The 18,813-nt window shown below is 75.3% G+C and carries 18 protein-coding genes; 12 read left to right on the forward strand and 6 right to left on the reverse strand.

The features are described 5' to 3' along the window. Positions 1 to 200: 200 nt before the first annotated feature. Positions 201 to 1,838 carry a PucR family transcriptional regulator gene (locus CRP51_RS18540; protein ID WP_097232369.1) on the reverse strand — a complete coding sequence of 546 codons (1,638 nt, stop codon included), beginning with the start codon at positions 1,836 to 1,838 and terminating at the stop codon, positions 201 to 203. A 210-nt stretch (positions 1,839 to 2,048) separates the two neighbouring features. On the opposite strand from CRP51_RS18540, the gene CRP51_RS18545 reads away from it, so the two are divergent. Genes CRP51_RS18545 through CRP51_RS18560 form a run of 4 tightly spaced genes read left to right on the forward strand, consistent with a single transcriptional unit; the run spans position 2,049 to position 7,027 of the window. Further along, positions 2,049 to 2,930 (forward strand): FAD binding domain-containing protein, encoded by an 882-nt coding sequence (locus CRP51_RS18545; RefSeq protein ID WP_097232370.1) that lies wholly within the window; start codon positions 2,049 to 2,051, stop codon positions 2,928 to 2,930. After that, positions 2,927 to 3,424 carry a (2Fe-2S)-binding protein gene (locus CRP51_RS18550; RefSeq protein ID WP_097232371.1) on the forward strand — a complete coding sequence of 166 codons (498 nt, stop codon included), beginning with the start codon at positions 2,927 to 2,929 and terminating at the stop codon, positions 3,422 to 3,424. The genes CRP51_RS18545 and CRP51_RS18550 overlap by 4 nt, the downstream gene beginning before the upstream one ends. Positions 3,425 to 3,426: 2 nt before the next feature. Further along, positions 3,427 to 5,832, forward strand: coding sequence for a xanthine dehydrogenase subunit D (pucD, locus tag CRP51_RS18555; protein ID WP_097232372.1), 2,406 nt, complete (start codon positions 3,427 to 3,429; stop codon positions 5,830 to 5,832). A 55-nt stretch (positions 5,833 to 5,887) separates the two neighbouring features. Next, positions 5,888 to 7,027, forward strand: a complete 1,140-nt coding sequence (locus tag CRP51_RS18560) for an XdhC family protein (protein ID WP_097232373.1) — start codon at positions 5,888 to 5,890, stop codon at positions 7,025 to 7,027. Here CRP51_RS18560 and CRP51_RS18565 read toward each other — a convergent pair. Further along, positions 6,995 to 7,969, reverse strand: a complete 975-nt coding sequence (locus CRP51_RS18565; RefSeq protein ID WP_097232374.1) for a hypothetical protein — start codon at positions 7,967 to 7,969, stop codon at positions 6,995 to 6,997. The two genes, CRP51_RS18560 and CRP51_RS18565, sit on opposite strands and share 33 nt — an antisense overlap. Before the next feature lie 278 nt (positions 7,970 to 8,247). Here CRP51_RS18565 and CRP51_RS18570 point away from each other — a divergent pair, with 278 nt between their 5' ends. The 7 genes from CRP51_RS18570 (at position 8,248) to CRP51_RS18600 (ending at position 14,313) form a co-directional block, all read left to right on the forward strand. After that, entirely contained in the window at positions 8,248 to 8,628 is a 381-nt protein-coding gene (locus CRP51_RS18570; protein ID WP_342749067.1) for a DUF5955 family protein, read from the forward strand. A 226-nt stretch (positions 8,629 to 8,854) separates the two neighbouring features. Beyond that, on the forward strand, positions 8,855 to 9,169 hold the full coding sequence (locus tag CRP51_RS18575) for a YkoF family thiamine-binding protein (protein ID WP_097232376.1): 315 nt from the start codon (positions 8,855 to 8,857) through the stop codon (positions 9,167 to 9,169). Positions 9,170 to 9,243: 74 nt separating this feature from the next. Then, positions 9,244 to 9,612: a helix-turn-helix domain-containing protein gene (locus CRP51_RS18580; RefSeq protein ID WP_097232458.1), complete on the forward strand. Its 369-nt coding sequence runs from the start codon at positions 9,244 to 9,246 to the stop codon at positions 9,610 to 9,612. Between the two features lie 86 nt (positions 9,613 to 9,698). Continuing rightward, complete coding sequence (gene uraD, locus CRP51_RS18585) at positions 9,699 to 10,550, forward strand: 2-oxo-4-hydroxy-4-carboxy-5-ureidoimidazoline decarboxylase (RefSeq protein WP_097232377.1); 852 nt, start codon at positions 9,699 to 9,701, stop codon at positions 10,548 to 10,550. Positions 10,551 to 10,555: 5 nt separating this feature from the next. Beyond that, the gene (gene pucL, locus CRP51_RS18590; RefSeq protein ID WP_097232378.1) at positions 10,556 to 11,446 is read left to right on the forward strand and encodes a factor-independent urate hydroxylase; all 891 of its coding nucleotides are present in this window, start codon (positions 10,556 to 10,558) and stop codon (positions 11,444 to 11,446) included. A 113-nt stretch (positions 11,447 to 11,559) separates the two neighbouring features. Further along, the gene (locus CRP51_RS18595) at positions 11,560 to 12,975 is read left to right on the forward strand and encodes an 8-oxoguanine deaminase (protein ID WP_281259679.1); all 1,416 of its coding nucleotides are present in this window, start codon (positions 11,560 to 11,562) and stop codon (positions 12,973 to 12,975) included. Between the two features lie 69 nt (positions 12,976 to 13,044). Then, the gene (locus tag CRP51_RS18600) at positions 13,045 to 14,313 is read left to right on the forward strand and encodes a sulfite oxidase (protein ID WP_097232379.1); all 1,269 of its coding nucleotides are present in this window, start codon (positions 13,045 to 13,047) and stop codon (positions 14,311 to 14,313) included. 38 nt (positions 14,314 to 14,351) lie between these two features. Here the strand turns inward: CRP51_RS18600 and CRP51_RS18605 are convergent, their stop codons facing one another. Further along, the gene (locus CRP51_RS18605) at positions 14,352 to 14,822 is read right to left on the reverse strand and encodes an Lrp/AsnC family transcriptional regulator (protein ID WP_097232460.1); all 471 of its coding nucleotides are present in this window, start codon (positions 14,820 to 14,822) and stop codon (positions 14,352 to 14,354) included. A 107-nt stretch (positions 14,823 to 14,929) separates the two neighbouring features. Between CRP51_RS18605 and CRP51_RS18610 the strand changes: the two genes are divergently transcribed. After that, the gene (locus CRP51_RS18610) at positions 14,930 to 15,712 is read left to right on the forward strand and encodes a class I SAM-dependent methyltransferase (RefSeq protein WP_097232380.1); all 783 of its coding nucleotides are present in this window, start codon (positions 14,930 to 14,932) and stop codon (positions 15,710 to 15,712) included. A 25-nt stretch (positions 15,713 to 15,737) separates the two neighbouring features. Here the strand turns inward: CRP51_RS18610 and aceB are convergent, their stop codons facing one another. The 3 genes from aceB to CRP51_RS18625 form a co-directional block, all read right to left on the reverse strand. Next, the gene (aceB, locus tag CRP51_RS18615) at positions 15,738 to 17,333 is read right to left on the reverse strand and encodes a malate synthase A (protein WP_097232381.1); all 1,596 of its coding nucleotides are present in this window, start codon (positions 17,331 to 17,333) and stop codon (positions 15,738 to 15,740) included. A 70-nt stretch (positions 17,334 to 17,403) separates the two neighbouring features. Then, positions 17,404 to 18,015 (reverse strand): nucleotidyltransferase family protein, encoded by a 612-nt coding sequence (locus CRP51_RS18620; RefSeq protein WP_245880666.1) that lies wholly within the window; start codon positions 18,013 to 18,015, stop codon positions 17,404 to 17,406. A gap of 10 nt (positions 18,016 to 18,025) precedes the next feature. After that, positions 18,026 to 18,805 carry an SDR family NAD(P)-dependent oxidoreductase gene (locus CRP51_RS18625; protein ID WP_097232383.1) on the reverse strand — a complete coding sequence of 260 codons (780 nt, stop codon included), beginning with the start codon at positions 18,803 to 18,805 and terminating at the stop codon, positions 18,026 to 18,028. Positions 18,806 to 18,813 lie beyond the last annotated feature (8 nt).

Consider the following 18,813-nt stretch of genomic DNA (forward strand, 5'->3'; position numbering starts at 1 on the left):
GTTGTGCTGTTGGCCACATCTGATGTGAGTGCATCTCAGCACGCGGGACGGTGCCCGGCCAAGGGGGGAGCGTGAAACAGTTCACAAGTTCTGGCGCGCGCCGGAGGATTGAGGCGAAGACGGAGGTGGTATGCGGTTCGGTTGGGTGCGGAATCGGCCATTCCAGGGCCGATCGGCGTGGCGCGTTCCCGACGTCGGGTTCAACCCAGCCGCAGCGCCAGCAGAAAGTCCACCGCGTCCTCGAGCCGCCCCAGGTCCCTGCCGGTGAGCTGCTCGATCCTGCCGATCCGGTAGCGCAGCGTGTTCACATGGAGATGCAGCCGTGCGGCGCAGCGGGTCCACGAGCCGTCCTCGGCGAGGAACGCCTCCAGCGTCGGCAGCAGTTGGGAGCGGTGCCGGGTGTCGTACTCGCGCAGCGGGGCCAGCAGCCGGTCGCTGAACGCCTCCCGCACGTCCTCCGGGACGAACGGCAGCAGCACCATGTGCGAGGCCAGCCGCTCGTGGCCGGCCACCGCCACCGCCTCCGGCCTGGCCTCGGCCAACCGGCGCGCGTGCCGTGCCTCGCGCAACGCCCCGCGCAACCCCTCGGCGTCGGGCACCGAGGAGCTGACCCCCACGGTGAGCCGCCCGCCGCCGAGCCCGGCGGCCAGCGGATGGCGGAGCGTGGCCTCGAACGCCTCCGCGCGCAGCGGGCCGGCCACCTCCGCCTCCTGAAGCGGGCAGACCGGCACCAGCGCGACCGCCTCGCCCCCGGCGTGGGCCACCGCCGCCTCCGGCTCCGACGCGGTCGGGTCGCAGAGCGCCTCCTCCAGCACCGCCCTCGCCACCGGGCCGGTGTCGAAGTCGGCGTCCGGCCAGTGCAGCCGGGCCACGACCAGCTGCCAGTCCAGCCCGGAACGCCCCGGCAGCAGCACCGGCGCGGCGATCCGCAGCCGGGCCGCCACCTCGGCGGCCGGCGCCTCAGAGCCCAGCAGCTCCACCACCTGCTGGGCCAACCGCCGGCGCACGCCCCTGGCGGCCTCCCCCCGGTCGCGCGCCGCCGCGACCAACTCCGCGACCCCCTCCAACAACGCGCGCCGCTCGGCCGGCCACTCCGCCGCGTCGGCGCGGACGGCCAGCAGCCAGTCGGTCAGCAGCGTCCGGCGCGGGTCCTCGCCGGCCGCCGGCGGTTCGCCGCGCACCGGGAAGAGCGAGTAGACCGCGTCCCGGCGCGCCACCCGGCGCGGCTCGGGCCCGGCGCCCGGCGCCTCGGCCAGCCGCCCCGCGGCCAGCTCGGCCGCCACCCCGGGCGGCAGCGGCCCCGCCCCGGAGTCGGCGACCTCGCGGCCGGTCGCCGTCAACAGCCAGGCCGGCAGGTCCAGATCGGAGCCCAGCAGACCCAGCACCGCGCGCGGCCCCCCGCCGGCGGGCCCGGCGGACATCAGCCGGCGGTGCCGTTCCACCACCGCGGCCAGGTCCCCGGCGCGCACGGTCGACACCCGCCGCACCACGTGCTCCGTCAGGTCGGCGAAGCCGACCTCCTCGGCGACCGCGAAGAGCGGCAGCCGGTGGCGGGCGCAGGCCGCCGTCAACTCGTCCGGCACGGAGCCGAACTCGGCCTCCCCGGCGGCCAGTCCGGCGACCCCCGCCGCCGCCAGCACCCGCACGAAGGGTTCGGCGTCGTCCCCGCCGCGCCACCAGGCCAGCCCCGTCAGCACCAGCTCGTCGCCGTGCAGATAGCGGCTCGGGTCGCGCAGGTCGGTCGTCATCACCCCCCGCACCGGCCGGTCCAGCTCCTCCCGCCCCCACAGCAGCCGCAGCCCGAGCCGGTCGGACTCCAGCAGGGCGCGCAGTCGCATCTCGCCTCCTCGCGCGGGCGCGGCCGACGACACCGCGTCGGACGGCACCCGGAACGGCTCTTCGTAGGAATCTACAAGAACGGTAGTGCCGCCAGTCGTGCGCTTCGGCCCTTCCGTGACTGCCGCCCGCCACCCCCGCCGGGCTGTACTGGAGGGCCGAGGGTCCGTCGGCGACGCCGTGCCCGGCCCGCAGCGGAAGGAGCCGAACCGGTGGAGTTCCTTCGCCCGGCCACCTGGCGGGAGGCGTTGGCCGTCAAGGCGGCGCACCCCGAGGCGGTGCCGCTCGCCGGCGGCACCGACCTGATGGTGGAGATCAACTTCGACCGGCGCCGCCCCGAGCGGCTGCTCGACCTCTCCCGCCTCACCGAACTCCGCGACTGGCACCGGGAGTCGGACACGGTCCGGATCGGCGCCGGCGTGCCCTTCCACACGGTGATCGACCGGCTGGCCGCCGAACTGCCCGCCCTGGCCATGGCCGCCCGCACCGTCGGCTCCCCGCAGATCCGCAACCGCGCCACCCTCGCCGGCAACCTCGGCACCGCCTCGCCCGCCGGCGACGCCCACCCCGCCCTGCTGGTCGCCGGCGCCGACGTCGAGGTGGCCAGCGCACGCGGCACCAGGACCGTCCCGGTCGAGGAGTTCTTCCTGGGACCCAAGCGGAACGCGCTCGCCCCCGACGAGCTGATCCGTTCCGTCGCCGTCCGCACCGCGACAGGACCCCAGCAGTTCGCGAAGGTCGGCACCCGCAACGCCATGGTCATCGCCGTCTGCGCCGTCGCCCTCGCCCTGCACCCCGACACCCGCACCGTGCGCGCGGCGATCGGCTCCGCCGCGCCGACCCCGCTGCGGGCCCGGGAGGCCGAGAAGTTCCTGAACGGGGTACTGGCCGAGGGCGACCACTGGGCCACCGGCCGCCCGCCGCCCCCGGCCGCCGCCACCCGGTTCGCCGCCCTGGTGGCCGCCGCCTGCGCGCCCGTCGACGACGTCAGAGGCAGCGCCGACTACCGCCGCCACGCGGTGCGCGTCCTGGCGCGCCGCACCCTGGACCGCGCCTGGCGCGCCCGGACGAGCACCGAAGGAGCACCGGCATGAGGCTCACCCTCACGGTCAACGGGCGCGAGCGGAGCGCCGACCACGTCTGGGAGGGCGAGAGCCTGCTCTACGTGCTGCGCGAACGGCTCGGGCTGCCCGGCTCCAAGAACGCCTGCGAGCAGGGCGAGTGCGGCTCCTGCACCGTCCGTCTCGACGGCGACCTGGTCTGCTCCTGCCTGGTCGCCGCCGGTCAGGCCGAGGGACGCGAGGTGCGCACCGTCGAGGGCCTGGCCGACGCGGACGGCCGGCTCGCCCCCCTCCAGGCCGCGTTCGTCGAGGCCGGCGCGGTGCAGTGCGGCTTCTGCACCCCCGGACTCCTGCTCGCCGCCGAGGAGTTGCTGGCCCGCGTGCCCCGCCCCGCCGACGCCGACATCCGCGAGGCGCTCGCCGGCAACCTCTGCCGCTGCACCGGCTACGAGAGCGTCCTCGACGCCGTCCGCCTCGCCGCCGCCCGCGCCCCCGCACCGGCCGCCGACCCCGAACGGAGGCCCTGACCATGGGAGTCGTCCCGCCGCCCGCCGGACTCACCCAGCGCGGCGACACCGCGCCCGACGCCTCGGGCGGCATCGGCGAGTCGCCGCACCGCCCCGACGGGGTACTGAAGGTCACCGGCGACTTCGCCTACGCCTCCGACCTGTGGCACGAGGACATGCTCTGGGGGCACACCCTGCGCAGCCCGCACGCGCACGCCGAGATCCGCTCCGTCGACACCGCCGAGGCCCTGGCGCTGCCCGGCGTCCACGCCGTGCTCACCCACGCGGACCTCCCCGCCGCCACCCACTACGGGCTGGAGTTCACCGACCAGCCGGTGCTCGCCGGCGACCGGGTCCGCTACCAGGGCGAGCCCGTCGCGCTCGTCGCCGCCGACCACCCGGAGACCGCGCGCCGCGCCGCCGCCCGCGTCCGGGTCGAGTACGCGCCGCTGCCGGTGGTCCACGACGAGGCCACCGCGACCGCCCCCGACGCGCCCGTCCTCCACCCCGACCGCGACGACCACCACGCCGCCCACGTGCCGCACCCCAACGTGGTCCACCGCCAGCCCGTGCTGGCCGGCGACCCGACCCACGCGGTGGCCGACGTCGTGGTGCGCGGCGACTACACCGTCGGGATGCAGGACCAGGCGTTCCTCGGCCCGGAGTCCGGGCTGGCCGTGCCAGCGGAGGACGGCGGGGTCGACCTCCATGTCGCCACCCAGTGGCTCCACGTCGACCAGCGCCAACTCGCCCCCGTCCTCGGCCTGGAGCCGGAACGCGTGCGGCTGACCCTCGGCGGCGTCGGCGGTGCCTTCGGCGCCCGCGAGGACCTGTCGATGCAGGCCCACGCCTGCCTGCTGGCGCTGCGCACCGGCCGGCCCGTGAAGATGGTCTACAACCGCCACGAGTCGTTCTTCGGCCATGTGCACCGCCACCCGGCCACCCTCAGCTACGAGCACGGCGCCACCCTCGACGGCCGGCTGGTCTACGTGAAGGGCCGGATCGTCCTCGACGGCGGTGCCTACGCCTCCTCCTCGCCCGCCGTCGTCGGCAACGCCGCCTCCCTGGGCGTGGGCCCCTACCGCGTGCCGCACGTCGCGATGGAGGCCCTCGCCCTCTACACCAACAACCCGCCCTGCGGCGCGATGCGCGGCTTCGGCGCGGTGCAGGCGTGCTTCGCCTACGAGGCGCAGATGGACCGGCTGGCCGTCGCCCTCAACATGGACCCCGTCGAGCTGCGCCGGCGCAACGCCCTCACCCAGGGCGACACCATGCCCACCGGCCAGCCCGTCGACGCGCCCGCGCCCGTCGCCGAGCTGCTGCGTCTGGTCCGCGACCGGCCGCTGCCGCCGCCGCGCCCCTGGGAGGTCGACGGCGGCGTGGACCCCAGGGCGCTGCCCGGCGGGCTCGCCCGCTCCAGCCTGGGGGAGGGGATCGTGCGCGGCGTCGGCTACGGAGTCGGCATCAAGAACGTCGGCTTCTCCGAGGGCTTCGACGACTACTCGACCGCCCGGGTGCGGCTGGCGGTCGTCGGCGGGGAGCCAAGCGCCACCGTGCACACCGCGATGGCGGAGGTCGGCCAGGGCGGGATCACGGTGCACGCCCAGATCGCCCGCACCGAGCTGGGCGTCAGCCGGGTCGGCATCCTGCCGGCCGACACCTCCGTGGGTTCCGCCGGCTCCACCTCCGCCTCCCGGCAGACGTACATGACCGGCGGGGCCGTCCGCCACGCCTGCCTCGCCGTCCGCGCCGAGGTGCTGCGGCTGGCCAGGGACCGCCTGCGCCGGGGGGAGCGGGTTGACTGGCGGGGCGACGAGGCCGCCTGGAACGATCCCGGGCTGCGGCTGGTCGGCGGCGAGGTCGTCACCCCGCGCGGCGAGGTGCTGGCCGCGCTGGCCGACGTGCTCGGTGACGAGGCGATCGAACGGGAGCTGGAGTTCCGCCACCGCCCCACCCGGCCGTTCGACCGCGCGACCGGGCAGGGTCCCGGTCACGTCCAGTACTCGTTCTGCGCGCACCGCGCCGTGGTCGACGTCGACGTCGAGCTGGGCCTGGTCCGGGTCGTCGAACTGGCCGCCGCCCAGGACGTGGGCCGCGCGCTCAACCCGCGCGCGGTGCGCGGCCAGATCCACGGCGGCAGCGCCCAGGGGCTCGGCCTCGCCGTGCTGGAGGAGGTCCTCGTCGGCCCCGACGGCACCGTCCGCAACCCGTCGTTCACCGACTACCTGATCCCCACCATCCTGGACACCCCGCCGATGCCCGTCGACATCCTCGAACTCGCCGACGAGCACGCCCCGTACGGGCTGCGCGGGGTGGGCGAGGCGCCCACGCTCTCCGCGACGCCGGCGATCGTCGCCGCGATCCGCCAGGCGACGCGCCTGCCCCTCACCCGCGTCCCCGTCCGCCCCGAGCACCTGACCGGAACCTGAGACGAGGGGCCCCGGGCACCGCGCACCGGGGCACGCACGAGGAACGGAGGCCGCCGTGCTGGACATCGCCACCGAGCTCGACGCCTGGTGCCGCCAGGGGCGGGCGTTCGCCGTGGCCACCGTCGTCGCCGTCGAGGGCAGCGCGCCACGGGGGCCGGGCGCCGCGCTCGCGGTCGACGCGGAGGGCGCGGTGCTGGGCGGGGTCTCCGGCGGCTGCGTGGAGGGCGCGCTGTGGGAGGAGTGCCGCGAGGCGCTGCGCGCGGGCACGCCCAGGACGGCGCGTTACGCGGCCGACCCGGATGACCCGTTCGCGCCCGCGCTCACCTGCGGCGGCACGGTCGAACTGCTGATCACCCCGGTCGTCGGGCCCCGACGCGCCACGCTGGCCGAGGCGTTGGCGGCGGTCGCCGGGGGCGGCGCGGTGACGCTCCTGCGGGCGCTGCCGGGCGGGGGAGCGGGCGGCGGCGCGCTGCTGTGGCGGCCGGGGGCGCCGGATGCGGGGCGCGGCACGCTCGGCTGGGGCGCGGGCATCGACCGGCTGGCGCTCGCGCGGGCGCGTGCGCTGCCCGGCGGGCGCGGGACCGTGCGGCTGCCGGGGGGCCGGCGGGCCTGGGCGGAGCACCGTGCGGCGCCGCCCCGGCTGCTGATCGTCGGCGCGGTGGACTTCGCCGCCGCGCTGGCCCACGCCGCCACGCCGCTCGGCTACCGGGTGACGGTCTGCGACGCGCGGCCCGTCTTCGCCACCGCCGAACGTTTTCCCGAGGCCGCCGAGGTGGTCAACGACCGGCCGGACCGCTGCCTCGACGGGCGGCGGCTGACCGGGCGGGACGCGGTGTGCGTGCTCACCCACGACCCGAGGTGGGATGTCCCGGCGCTGGTGCGGGCGTTGCGCGGCCCGGCCGGCTACGTGGGCGCGATGGGGTCCTGGCGCACCCACGAGGACCGGCTGCGCCGGCTGCGCGCCGCCGGGCTCGGCGAGGGCGAACTGGCCCGGCTGCGCTCGCCGATCGGCCTCGACCTCGCGGCCCGCACCCCGGCCGAGACGGCCCTGGCCATCGCCGCCGAGATCGTCGCGGTGCGGCGCGGCGGCAGCGGCGTGCCGCTCACCGGCAGCGGCCGGCCGCTGCACGGCGACGGCACCCGTACGTCCCTCGCGCCGCCGCTACGGCTCGACCTCGACGCCGTGGCGCAGTAGCGCCTCGCCCGGCTGGTTCACGGGCTGGGGCGTGCCGCTCAGGTCGAGCACGAAGAGCGGCAGCCGCAGCCGGTCGGCCAGCGTCCTGGCCGGCCCGCCGTACCCGGCCAGCGAGAACGCCACCGGCAGCGCCGAGCCCAACTGGCCGTGCAGCCACAGCACCTCCAGCTCCCCGCCCTCGGTCGGCGCGGTGGAGGCGTTGACCAGGCCGACCACCGAGGGGCCGCGCAGATCGAGCCCCGACGCGGTCCTGGGCACGGCCGTGCGCACCCCGGAGAAGCCGAGCCAGCGCAGAAAGTGAGCCGCGCAGGCCACCGCGTCGTAGCCGGTGCGGATGGTCAACGGGCGGAACGGGCCCCGCCGCGCGCCGGGCCCCGCCGGGTCCTCGGCCGGCCCCGGGGCGCCGCGCGCCGCTCTGCGCCCCTGCGCGAAGTCACGGGCCGCGCTGCTGCCGGGCGGCCCCGGCGTGCGCGACCCGGGGCGCACGCCGTCCTCGGGCGCCTCGTGCGCCGGCGGCTGCTCGGCGTCCGGGGGAGCGCCCTCCGCGTCCTCCGCGCGCGCCTGCTCCGTTTTGGCCGAACTCGCCCCCTCCGGCGCGGCGTTCTCCCCCGACGCCCGCACGGCCGCCGGCCGCTGCCCCCCGTCCTCGGGCGGCCCGTCCCAGGCCGGCCCCGCCACCCGGGGAGCGGCCGGCGTCAGCCGCACCATCGCCCCGCAGGCGCAGTCGAAGCCGGGGCGGGGCCAGTGCCCGGAACGCCCGCAGGCAGGGCACTCCAACTCCGTCCAGGCGTCCGCCCAGGACCGGTGCGCCACCCGCACCGGCGCGCCGTCGCCCGCCACCGGGAGGGTCACGGGCGCGCCGCAGGCGCACGGGTACTCGGGCGGGACATAGCGGTGCTCGCGCCGGCACACCGGGCATCGCAGCAACACGCTTCTGGCCATGGGCGCTCCCCCAACCGAACCTGATGAACGGACTCTCACACGCCCCCCGGCGGCTGGTCGAGTCCTGGCCACTTCGGACACCGCTTCTCAGCCCGTGACAGGGCCTCATTGTTCATCGGAATGTGACACGCGATCTAGCCCTCCGTATGGCGTGATGCGCGGACAGTGATATTTACTTTCCCTGCGGGGTTCTTCACCTTCTGACGCGTGTGAGCAGGAATCCCGCACGTTTCGGGTGGCTTTCTGAATGACGGGTAAACGGGCTAGGGGAGGGTTGGGTGGCAGGAGAAGCTGAGACGGCCGGACGGATGCGCACCGCACCGGTGGCCGGGCTCGACCCCCGGGTGACCACGCTGCGCGCCGCCGTTCACCGGCTGCGCCGCGAGTTGGGCGGGTACCGCGTCGCGTTGGCCGACCGCGAGGTCGCGATGGAGCGCCTGAGCCGGCTGGACGAGCTGTCGCTGGCGGGCGTTCCCGACGTCGAGACGCTGCGGCAGGCGCTGTTGGAGATCGCCGCCGCGCTGGGCTCGGTGAGCGCGCTGGCGCCGGCGGTCGCCGAGTTCCGCCGCGCGCTTGAGCTCTTCGGGGTCCCGCGCTTTCCGCCGGAGGAACCGCGCTGGGGCACCCCGCCGGGCGTGTGGCCGAAGGCCAGCCGCTGAGCCCGGCGTCCTCGGGTCCGCCGGCAACCGTCAACGGGGGACGACGCGCCGCGAGTTCGGGGGAACGGCCGCGAACGGCGGCCCCGACGCTCCGCGGTGGGGCCGCCCGCCGCCGCGCCCCTCTCCGCCGGCCGTGCGTCCCCGCCGCGGGGGCGACTTGCGGCCAAGTGGGGCGACGTGACGGGGAGCGCCCCCACGGCGTGGCGATCACGCCTAGTGTGGGCGCGTGCGACTGAGACTTGAGTTCTCCACGGAGCCCTTCGACCTCCGCGAGGCGCCGCCCCACGCGCTGGTCGCCCGCGAGGTGGTCGGCGAGGCCGGCCTGGAGGCGGTGGAGGTCGGCCCGTTCGGCAACAGCGCCGAGGGCGATCGGGACGCGGTGATAGACGCCGTCCACGTCCTGCTGCGCCGCGCGTTCGCCGCAGGCGCCACCCGGATATCCGTCCAGGTCGACGCCGTTGACGCGGGGGATGCCGTCGACGGTGGCGAGGGAGTCGAGGCCGGCTCGCCGCCGCCCGCCGACGGGGAGGGGTCCCGGTGAACGCGGGGGAGGGCGGGCGTCGCCGGCCGTGGGGGCCGCCCGGGGCTCCCGAGGGGGCGGAGGCGGCGGACGAGCTGCCGCCGTCCGAGGAGGAACGCTTTCTGGCCGCGCTCGGACCGTTGTTGACCGCCATCGGCGGGGAGTTGGTCGATCCGCTGGAGGCCGGCGAGGACGACGTGCCGCTGTGCTGGGACGGGGCGGCGGTGGCCGCCGTGCGGCTGCCGCTTCTGTCGGACTCGCTCGACCACCTGCTGGACGACCTGCGCCGCCGCCACGGCCGCCCGCTGGCCGAGCTGGACCGCAGGACCAAGCAGCGGATCGTCAGCAGCCTGGAGCGGCGCGGCGCGTTCGCCCTGCGGCACGGGGTGGAGACGGTCGCGGCGGCGCTCGGCGTCAGCCGGTTCACCGTCTACAACTACCTCAACCGGACCACCGGCGGCTGAGCCCGGAGGGCGCCTCGACGCGGACACGCGCTCCCCGACTTCAACAAACTGTTGACACCCGGGGGCGGGTGCGGCTTACTGGATCGATGACCTCGCCTGCCCATCCGGGGCTGACCTGGCTCAATCACGCGGGCGCCGGCGCCGTCCGGGACTCCCTGCACGCCGTCTGCGCCTCCCGCGCCTGGACCGAACGACTGCTGCACGCCCGCCCGTTCGCCCATCTGGACGCGCTGCTCAGCGAGCAGGACGCGGCCGTGGCCGACCTGACGGCCGAGGAGTTCGAGGCGGCGGTCGCCGCCCACCCGCCGATCGGCCGGCCCCGGCCGGGCGACCCGGCCTCGACACGGGAGCAGGGCGGGCTCGCCGACGCCGACGACCAGCTCAGAGCCGAGCTGCTCGACCTCAACCTCACCTATCGGGAGCGGTTCGGCCGCACCTTTCTGCTCTGCGCCACCGGTCTCTCGGGGGAACGGATGCGGGACGCGCTGCGTGCCCGGCTCGCACACGAGCCCGCCCGTGAAGCCGCTGTGGCCCGCGGCGAGTTGGGTCGGATCAACCGGCTGCGGCTCACCCGCCTCGCGGAGAGCGAGGTCACCGTCTCCACCCATGTGCTGGACACCAGCCTGGGCCGCCCGGCCGCCGGGATCGCCGTGCGGCTCGCCGTCCGCGACGCCCGGCGCGGGGACGCGGAGGGCTGGCGGCCCCACGGCGAGGGGCGCACGGACGCCGACGGGCGCCTGGCGACGCTGCCGGCGCTCCCCGGCGGCGCGGTGGCCGCGCGGCTGACCTTCGCCGTGGAGCCCTATCTGACCAGGGGCGGCACCGGCGCCGCGTTCTTCCCCGAGGCCACCGTGGTCTTCGCGGTCACCGTCGGCGAGCGCTACCACATCCCGCTGCTGCTCAACCCGTTCGGCTATTCCGTCTACCGAGGGAGTTGACCACGATGCCGGTGCTCGGGCAGAACCAGTACGGCAAGGCGCAGGTCCGGCTGGTGCGCGTCGCCAGGGCGACCAGGACCCATCGGCTGACCGATCTGACCGTCTCCGTCGCCCTCTCCGGCACGCTGGACGACGCCCATCTCGTGGGCTCCAACGCGTCGGTGCTGCCGACGGACTCGATCAAGAACACCGTCTACGTCCTCGCCAGGGAACGCGGCGTCGCCTCGCCCGAGTCCTTCGCCGCCGAGCTGGCGACGCACTTCGTCGCGTCCCAGCGCCCCGTGCGCCGCGCCGTGGTGGACGTCGAGGAGCACCTGTGGGAGCGGCTGGGCGACCACTCCTTCGCGCGGTCCGGACGGGAGACCAGGACCGCGCGGGTCTGCCGCGAGGGCGGGCGTTCCGAGGTGCTGAGCGGGCTGACCGGGCTGACGCTGCTCAACACCACGGACTCCGAGTTCCACGGCTTCGCCACGGACCCGTACACCACGCTCGCCGAGACCACCGACCGGGTGCTCGCCACCGAGGTGACCGCCCGCTGGCGACACCGCGCCGAGCGGCCGGAGGAGATCGCCGAGACGGACTGGAACGCCGCCTACGCCGACGCCAGGCGGCGACTCCTCGCGGCCTTCGCGGGGACCTACTCCTACTCGCTCCAACAGACGCTCTACGCCATGGGTTCCGCGGTGATCGAAGATCTTCCCGGAGTGCTGGAGATACGGCTGTCGCTGCCCAACAAGCATCACTTCCTGGTCGACCTGAGTCCGTTCGGAGTGGAGAACGGGACCGGCGACGGCGCCGTCTATCTGGCCGCCGACCGCCCCTTCGGCCTGATCGAGGCCACCGTGCTGCGCGAGGGTGCCGAGGAGCGCATCCCGACCGGACCGGCCGGCCCCTGACCGCCTCGAACGCCCGCCTCCGCGCACCCGCCCTCGCACCCGCCCCACGTACCCGACCCCGCGCACCCGCCCTCGCGCCCCCCCACCCCGTTCCCCGACTCCAGGAGCGCCCCGTGACGGACAGCCAGACCGACCGGTCGCCGCGTGTCCCGCCGTCCGAGCACCCCTCGTGGGTGATCGAGAACTGCGCCATCGCGACCATGGACGACGATGTGGAGTACACCAGTGGTCATCTGGTGGTCGGCGGCAACCGGCTGCTCGCCGTCGGCCCCGGGCCGGCCCCCGAGCGGTACCGCTCCGCCGCGGCCCGCGTGCTGGACGCGACCGGGCAGCTGGCCACCCCGGGACTCGTCAACACCCACCACCACTTCTACCAGTGGCTGACCAGGGGCCTGGCGCAGGACTCCCACCTCTTCGACTGGCTGGTGGAGCTGTACCCGACCTGGGCCAGGATCGACGCGCCGATGCTGGGCGCCGCCGCCCGCGCCTCGCTGGCGATGATGGCGCGCGGCGGCGTCACCACCGCCTTCGACCACCACTACGTCTTCCCCGCCGGCGCCGGCGACCTGCTCGGCGCCGAGATCGAGGCGGCCCGCGAGCTGGGCGTGCGCCTCACCGCGGCCAGGGGCTCGATGGACCTGGGCGCCTCGGACGGCGGGCTGCCCCCGGACTTCGCGGTGGAGAGCACCGAGGCGGCGCTGCGCGCCACCGAGGAGGCCGTCGCCGCCCACCACGACCCGGCGCCCGACGCGATGCTGCGCATCGCGGTCGCGCCCTGCTCCCCGTTCTCCGTCACCACCGAACTGATGCGTGAGTCGGCCGCGTTGGCCCGCCGGCTGGGGGTGCGGCTGCACACCCACGGCTCCGAGACCGCCGAGGAGAGCGCGTTCTGCCGGGAGCGCTTCGGGATGGGCCCGACCGAGTACTTCGAGGAGACCGGCTGGCTCGGCGAGGACGTGTGGATGGCGCACTGCGTGCACATGACGGACGCGGACATCGCCGCCTTCGCCCGCACCGGCACCGGCGTCGCGCACTGCCCCTCGTCCAACGCCCGGCTGGCCGCCGGCATCGCCCGGGTCCCTGAGCTGCTGGCCGCCGGCGTGCCCGTGGGCCTCGGCGTGGACGGCACCGCGTCCAACGAGGCGGGCGAACTGCGCACCGAGCTGCGCAACGCGCTGCTGGTGCAGCGTCTGGGGCCCTCGCGCGAGCGGGCGTTGAGCGCCCGGCAGGCGCTGCGTCTCGGCACGCTCGGGGGCGCCGAGGTGCTGGGGCGCCGGGAGGAGCTCGGCTCGCTGGAGGCGGGGAAACTGGCCGACGTGGTGCTGTGGCGCCTGGACGGTTTGGGCCACTCCACCATCGAGGACCCGGTGGCGGCCCTGGTGCTCGGCCCGCCGGCGCCCGTGGCGCTCTCGCTGGTCAACGGCGTGCCGGTGGTGGAGGACGACACGCTGCTCACCGCCGACGAGGCAGCGGTCGCGGCGGAGGCGCGGGCCCAGGCGCGCCGCCTGGCCGCACGCGCGGCCGGCTGACGGAAAGTTCACACGGCCTTAAGGCGCCGCAATGGCGTCCCGCGCGCCGTTGCCGCAGGATGCCGGGCCATGACCATCGACGAGAGGCACCACGACCGCCGCCGGCTGCGGCAGTTCCTCGACGGAAGGGCACGCGCCGAGGGCGTCGAACGCCGGGTGCTGCTGCGGCTGTTGGCGGCCGGCGGGGCGCTGGGCGCCGCCGGCGCCACCCTCGGCGCCGCGCGCCCGGCGCGCACCGCCGACGACCCGGCGCCCGGCATCCTCAAGCCGCTGCCCGAGGACGCCTTCACCGTGCACGGAACCAACGCGGAGACCCGCTGGTCCGCGCTGCGGAACACCGGCTTCCACACGCCCAACGCCCTGTTCTTCGTGCGGAACCACACCGCCACCCCCGTCCTGTCCGCCGACGACTGGCGGCTGACCGTCTGGGGTGACGGGGTGCGCGCGGGTTCCGTGGAGTTCGGCCTGGACGAGCTGCGGTCGCTGCCCGCGACCGAGCACACCGCCGCCGTGGAGTGCGCCGGCAACGGGCGCGGTTTCTTCGCCTCCCAGCAGGGCGAGACGGTCTCGGGCACCGCCTGGCGGCTGGGCGCCATCGGTGTGGCCCGCTGGCGCGGGGTGCGGCTGGCCGAGGTGCTGCGCCGGTCCGGGCTGCGTCCGGAGGCCGTCGACGTCCAACCGCGCGGCCTCGACGCCCCCTACGAGGACTCCTCGGGCAATCAGCTGGGCCGGGTGCGCCGCCCGCTGCCGCTGGCCAAGGCGCTGGACGACGTGCTGCTGGCCTACGAGATGAACGGCGAGCCGCTGCCGCCCGACCACGGCAGTCCCGTCCGGGTGGTGGTGCCGTCCTGGGTCGGGATCGCGTCGATCAAGTGGGTCGGGGACATCGAGGTCTCCACCGTTCCGCTCTACTCGCCGTGGAACACCGACCTCTACCGGCTCTTCGGGCCCGGCCATCCCGAGGGCGGCTCGGCGCCGTTGACCCGGCAGACCCTCAAGAGCGCCTTCGAGCTCGACTGGGACGCGTCGCTGACGGCCGGCGTGCCCCAGAAGCTCACCGGGCGCTCCTGGTCGGGCGCGGCGCCGATCCGGTCGGTCGAGGTCAGCGTGGACGGGGGAGCGCGCTGGCGGCCCGCACGCCTGCGGGACGCGCCGCGCGCCGACCGCTGGGTGCGCTGGTCGGTGCCGTGGACGCCCACCGCCCCGGGGCCCGCGACGCTGCTGGCCAGGGCCACCGACGCGACCGGCGCCCGCCAGCCGGAGCGGACCGCCTTCAACGAGCAGGGCTATCTCTTCGACGCCGTCGTCCACCATCCGGTGCGGGTGACCGCCGCCTGACCGCGCGCCCGGTCGACGCCCCCGCGCCACGGGGGCGTTCAGCCGTCGTCCGCCCCGCCCAGCGGGGTCAGCACCTGGGTGACGGTCCGCTGGTAGATCACGGAAGACCGGAAGTCCACCACCTCGCGCCGGGCGCTGACCCGGTCCATCAGGAAGGCGTGCAGGTCCTCGATGGTGGGCACGGCGACATGGATCACGAAGTCCTCGTCGCCGGAGACCACCAGCACCGACAGCACCTCGGGCAGCCCGGAGAGATAGCCGCGGAAGCTGGTGATCACCTCCCGGCTGAGCGGTCGCAGCCGCGCGAAGATCAGGGCCTGCAGCGAACGGCCGAGCGCCCTCGGGTCGACGGCCGCGTGGTAGCCGGTGATGATCCCCCGGGCCCGCAGGTTGCGCACCCGCTCCAGACAGGTCGAGGGCGCGATGCCGGTCAGCCGCGCGAGCTCACGGTTGGTGAGCCGTGCGTCACGCTGGAGATGGCCGAGGAGCGCCGAATCAGTGTCGTCCATGGTCGCCATTCTGCGGCCAACTCCGAACAGAATTCGGTCAGTCCTCCACGCGGGCGTACTTCGGGCTAGGTTCGTGGCCCGCCGCCCCAACCGTGGAAGGGGACACCATGCCGCCCACCACCCTCGCCGTCGACCACTACGACCGGCTGCTCGCGGAGCACTACACCTGGATGTTGGGCGGCGACCTTCCGGATCTCGTCGCGGGGCAGCGGGCGCTGCTCGCCGAGTGGGGCGTGCTGCCGGACGGCGCGGGACGGCGGGCGGTGGACCTGGGCTGCGGGCCGGGGCACACCAGCCTGGCGCTGGCCGCGCTCGGCTTCGCGACGGTGCTCGCCGTCGACCTGAGCCGGCCGCTGCTGGAGGAGTTGGGCCGGCACGCGGCCGAGGTGCCGGCCGTGCGGCCGGTCCACGCCGACCTGCGCACCGCGCTGCGCGAGCACGTCGGCCGGGGCACGGCGGACGCGGTGGTCTGCCTCGGCGACACGCTGACCCACCTGCCGACCAGGGGCGACGTGGCGGCGCTGCTCAACGACATCGCCGCCGCCCTCACTCCCGACGGCACGGTGGTGCTCTCCTACCGCGATCTGACCGTTCCGCTCACCGGGACCGACCGTTTCCTTCCGGTACGGGCCACGGAGGATCGGATCATGACGTGTTTTCTGGAGTACCCGGACGACTTCGACGACTACACGGTGGTCGTCCACGACCTGGTGCACGTCCGTGAGCGGGTGGGGGAGGACTGGACACTGAAGACCGGGAGTTACCGCAAGCTGCGGGTCTCCCACGAGTGGGTGCTGCGTCAGTGCGCGACCGCCGGACTGCGGGTGGTCGACGAGCGCGCGGGGCACGGCGGGGTGTCGCGGACGGTGGTGCTGCGGCTCGCCGGCTGAGCGGCCGGCGAGCCGGCGGCGCCCCTCAGTCCAGCAGCCGGTAGGCGGGCAGGGTCAGGAAGTCGACGTAGGACTCGTCGAGCGCGATCTCCATCAGCAGGTCGAAGGCGCGCTCCCAGCCCCCGGAGACATAGGCGTCCTCGCCCACCTCGTCGCGGATCTGCACCAGTTGGTCGGCCGCGATCTGGCGGACGTAGGAGTGGGTGACCCGCTCGCCGTTGTCCAGCAGCACCCCGGCGTTGATCCACTGCCAGATCTGCGAGCGCGAGATCTCGGCGGTCGCCACGTCCTCCATGAGGTGGAAGACGGCGACCGCGCCCCGACCGGCCAGCCAGGACTGGAGATAGCGGGTGCCGACCTGGACGGCGTTGCGCAGCCCCTCGACGGTCGGGCGGGCCGGGACGGAGCCGATGTCCAGCAGTTGCTCGGCGGTGACCCGCACCTCCTCGCGCAGCCGGTCCTTCTGGTGGGGGCGCGCTCCCAGCACCGCGTCGAAGGCGCCCTCGGCGACCGGCACCAGGCCCGGGTGCGCCACCCAGGAGCCGTCGAAGCCGTCGGCCGCCTCGCGCTCCTTGTCCGTGCGCACCTTCTCGAAGGCCACCTTGTTGACCTCGGCGTCCCTGGACGGGATGAACGCGGCCATCCCGCCGATCGCGTGCGCGCCCCGCTTGTGGCAGGTCCGCACCAGCAGTTCGGTGTAGGCGCGCATGAAGGGGGCGGTCATGGTCACCGCGTTGCGGTCCGGCAGGACGTAACCCTCCCCGCCGTCCCGAAAGTTCTTCACGATCGAGAACAGGTAGTCCCAGCGGCCGGCGTTCAACCCGGAGGCGTGGTCGCGCAGTTCGTAGAGGATCTCCTCCATCTCGAACGCGGCGGTGACCGTCTCGATCAGGACCGTCGCCCGCACGGAGCCGTGCGGCACGCCCAGGGTCTCCTGGGCGAACACGAAGACGTCGTTCCACAGTCGCGCCTCCAGGTGCGACTCCAGCTTGGCCAGATAGAAGTACGGGCCCTTGCCCATGTCCATCAGCCAGCGGGCGTTGTGGAAGAAGTAGAGCCCGAAGTCGACGAGCGCGCCGGGGATCTCCCGACCCCCGACCGTCAGATGGCGCTCGTCCAGGTGCCAGCCCCGGGGGCGGGCGACCACGGTCGCCAACTCGGCGTCGGGGAGCAGCGCGTACCGCTTGCCGCGCTCGTCGGTGAAGTCGATGCGGCGGCGGTACGCGTCGGCGAGGGAGAGCTGGCCGCCGATCACGTTTTCCCAGGTGGGGGAGAGGGCGTCCTCGAAGTCCGCAAGCCAGACCCGGGCGCCCGAGTTGAGGGCGTTCACGGTCATCTTGCGCTCGGCGGGGCCGGTGATCTCCACCCGCCGGTCCTGGAGCGCGGGCGGCGCCGGGGCGACGGACCACTCGCCCTCCCTGACCTCCGCCGTCCCCGGCAGGAAGTCCAGCCGGCCGGTGCGGGCGATCTCCGCGCGGCGCTCGGCGCGGAGGGCCAGCAACTCGTCCCGGCGGGGGGTGAACCGCTGGTGCAGCTGTGCGAGGAAGTCCAGCGCCTCGGGGGTGAGCACCTCGTCCTGGCGCGGCACCCGGTGCCGGGCTTCCACGGTGACGGCTGACATGGGAACTCCTTAGTGACGGTTCCACCTCTGGGGCAGCAAAAATGGATAGTAGTTTCTACATCGTGGAAGATCAACGATGGGGTGGCGGCCCGCTCAGTCGTTCCAGGTCGGCGGGGTGGTCGATGTCCTGTGGGCTGCCCACGTCACCACACTCGACCCGCGTCAGCCGGCCGGCGCGCGCCCGCAGATAGTCGCGCGCTCCCCGATCGCCCCGCGCGCCGGCCGTCACGCCGGCGAAGTGCCCGGCGCCCACCAGTACGGGATGGCCGCGCGCGCCCCCGTAGGTCGCCGCGGCCAGGACGTCGGGGGAGTCGCACGCCGCCGCCACGCGGGCCATCGCCGCCGCGCCCACGAAGGGCTGGTCGACCAGGGCCACCAGGGCCGCGGTGGGCGGCCGGGGCGTGGCGAGCGCCGCGAGGCCGGCGCGCAGCGAGGAGCCCATGCCCGACTCCCACGCCGGGTTGCGTACCACCCGGCACCCGTCGAGAAGCGCTTCCGCCAGCACTTCGTCCGCCCCGGCGCCCACCACCACGACCACCGGCGCGCAGCCGGCCGCCCGCAACGCCTCGGCGGCCCACTCGACCAGCGTGCGCCCCCGATGGCGCAGCAACGCCTTCGGGCGCCCCCCGAGCCGCCGCCCCCCGCCGGCCGCCAGCAGCACCCCGGCCACCGTCCCGCTCACGTGTCGCCGCTCAGGGCGTGGGTCCCGCCAGGGTCAGCCCGCCGTCGACGGCGACGATCTGTCCGGTCACCCAGCTCGCCGAGGGGTCCGCCAACGCGACGACCCACTCCGCCACCTCCTCCGCCGTCCCGCGTCGGCCCAGCGGAATCGCCGCCGCCTCCGCGCGTTTGATCGCGGCCACCTCCTCGTCCGGCAGGCCGGAGGCCGTCAGCGCCTCCGACTCGGTCGGGCCCGGGGCGACCCCGTTGACACGTATGCCCGCCGGGGCCAGCTCCAGTGCCCAGGTGCGGGTGAGATGGTCGAGCGCCGCCTTGGAGGCGCCGTAGTGCGCGGCGCCCGCCGAGGGGCGTTGGCCGTGCACGCTGGAGACGTTGACCACCGCGCCCCCGTTCCTGGTCAGCTCGCCGAGCGCGGCCCGGGTCAGCAGCGTGGGGCCCAGCACGTTGGTGGCCAGCAGGGCGTCGATCCGTTCCGGGGCGGCCTCGGCGAGCGACATCGCGGCGAACACGCCCGCGTTGTTCACCAGCGCGTCGAGCCGGCCGAAGCGCTCCACCGCGACCCGCACCGTCGCTTCCGCGGCGTCCGGTTCCCGGGCGTCGGCGACGAGGGTGGTGATCCCGGGCGCGGCCGCCGCCGTCTCGGCCAGCCGCTCCGGCCGCCGGCCGGTGATCAGCACCCGCGCGCCCCGTTCCGCCAGCGCCACCGCGACGGCCCGGCCGATGCCCGTCCCGCCGCCGGTCACCACGGCCGCCCGGTCGTGCCACGACATTGTTCGATGTTCGTCGATCATAGAACGAA

It is taken from the genome of Streptomyces zhaozhouensis (assembly GCF_900230195.1).
GTDB lineage: Bacteria > Actinomycetota > Actinomycetes > Streptomycetales > Streptomycetaceae > Streptomyces > Streptomyces zhaozhouensis.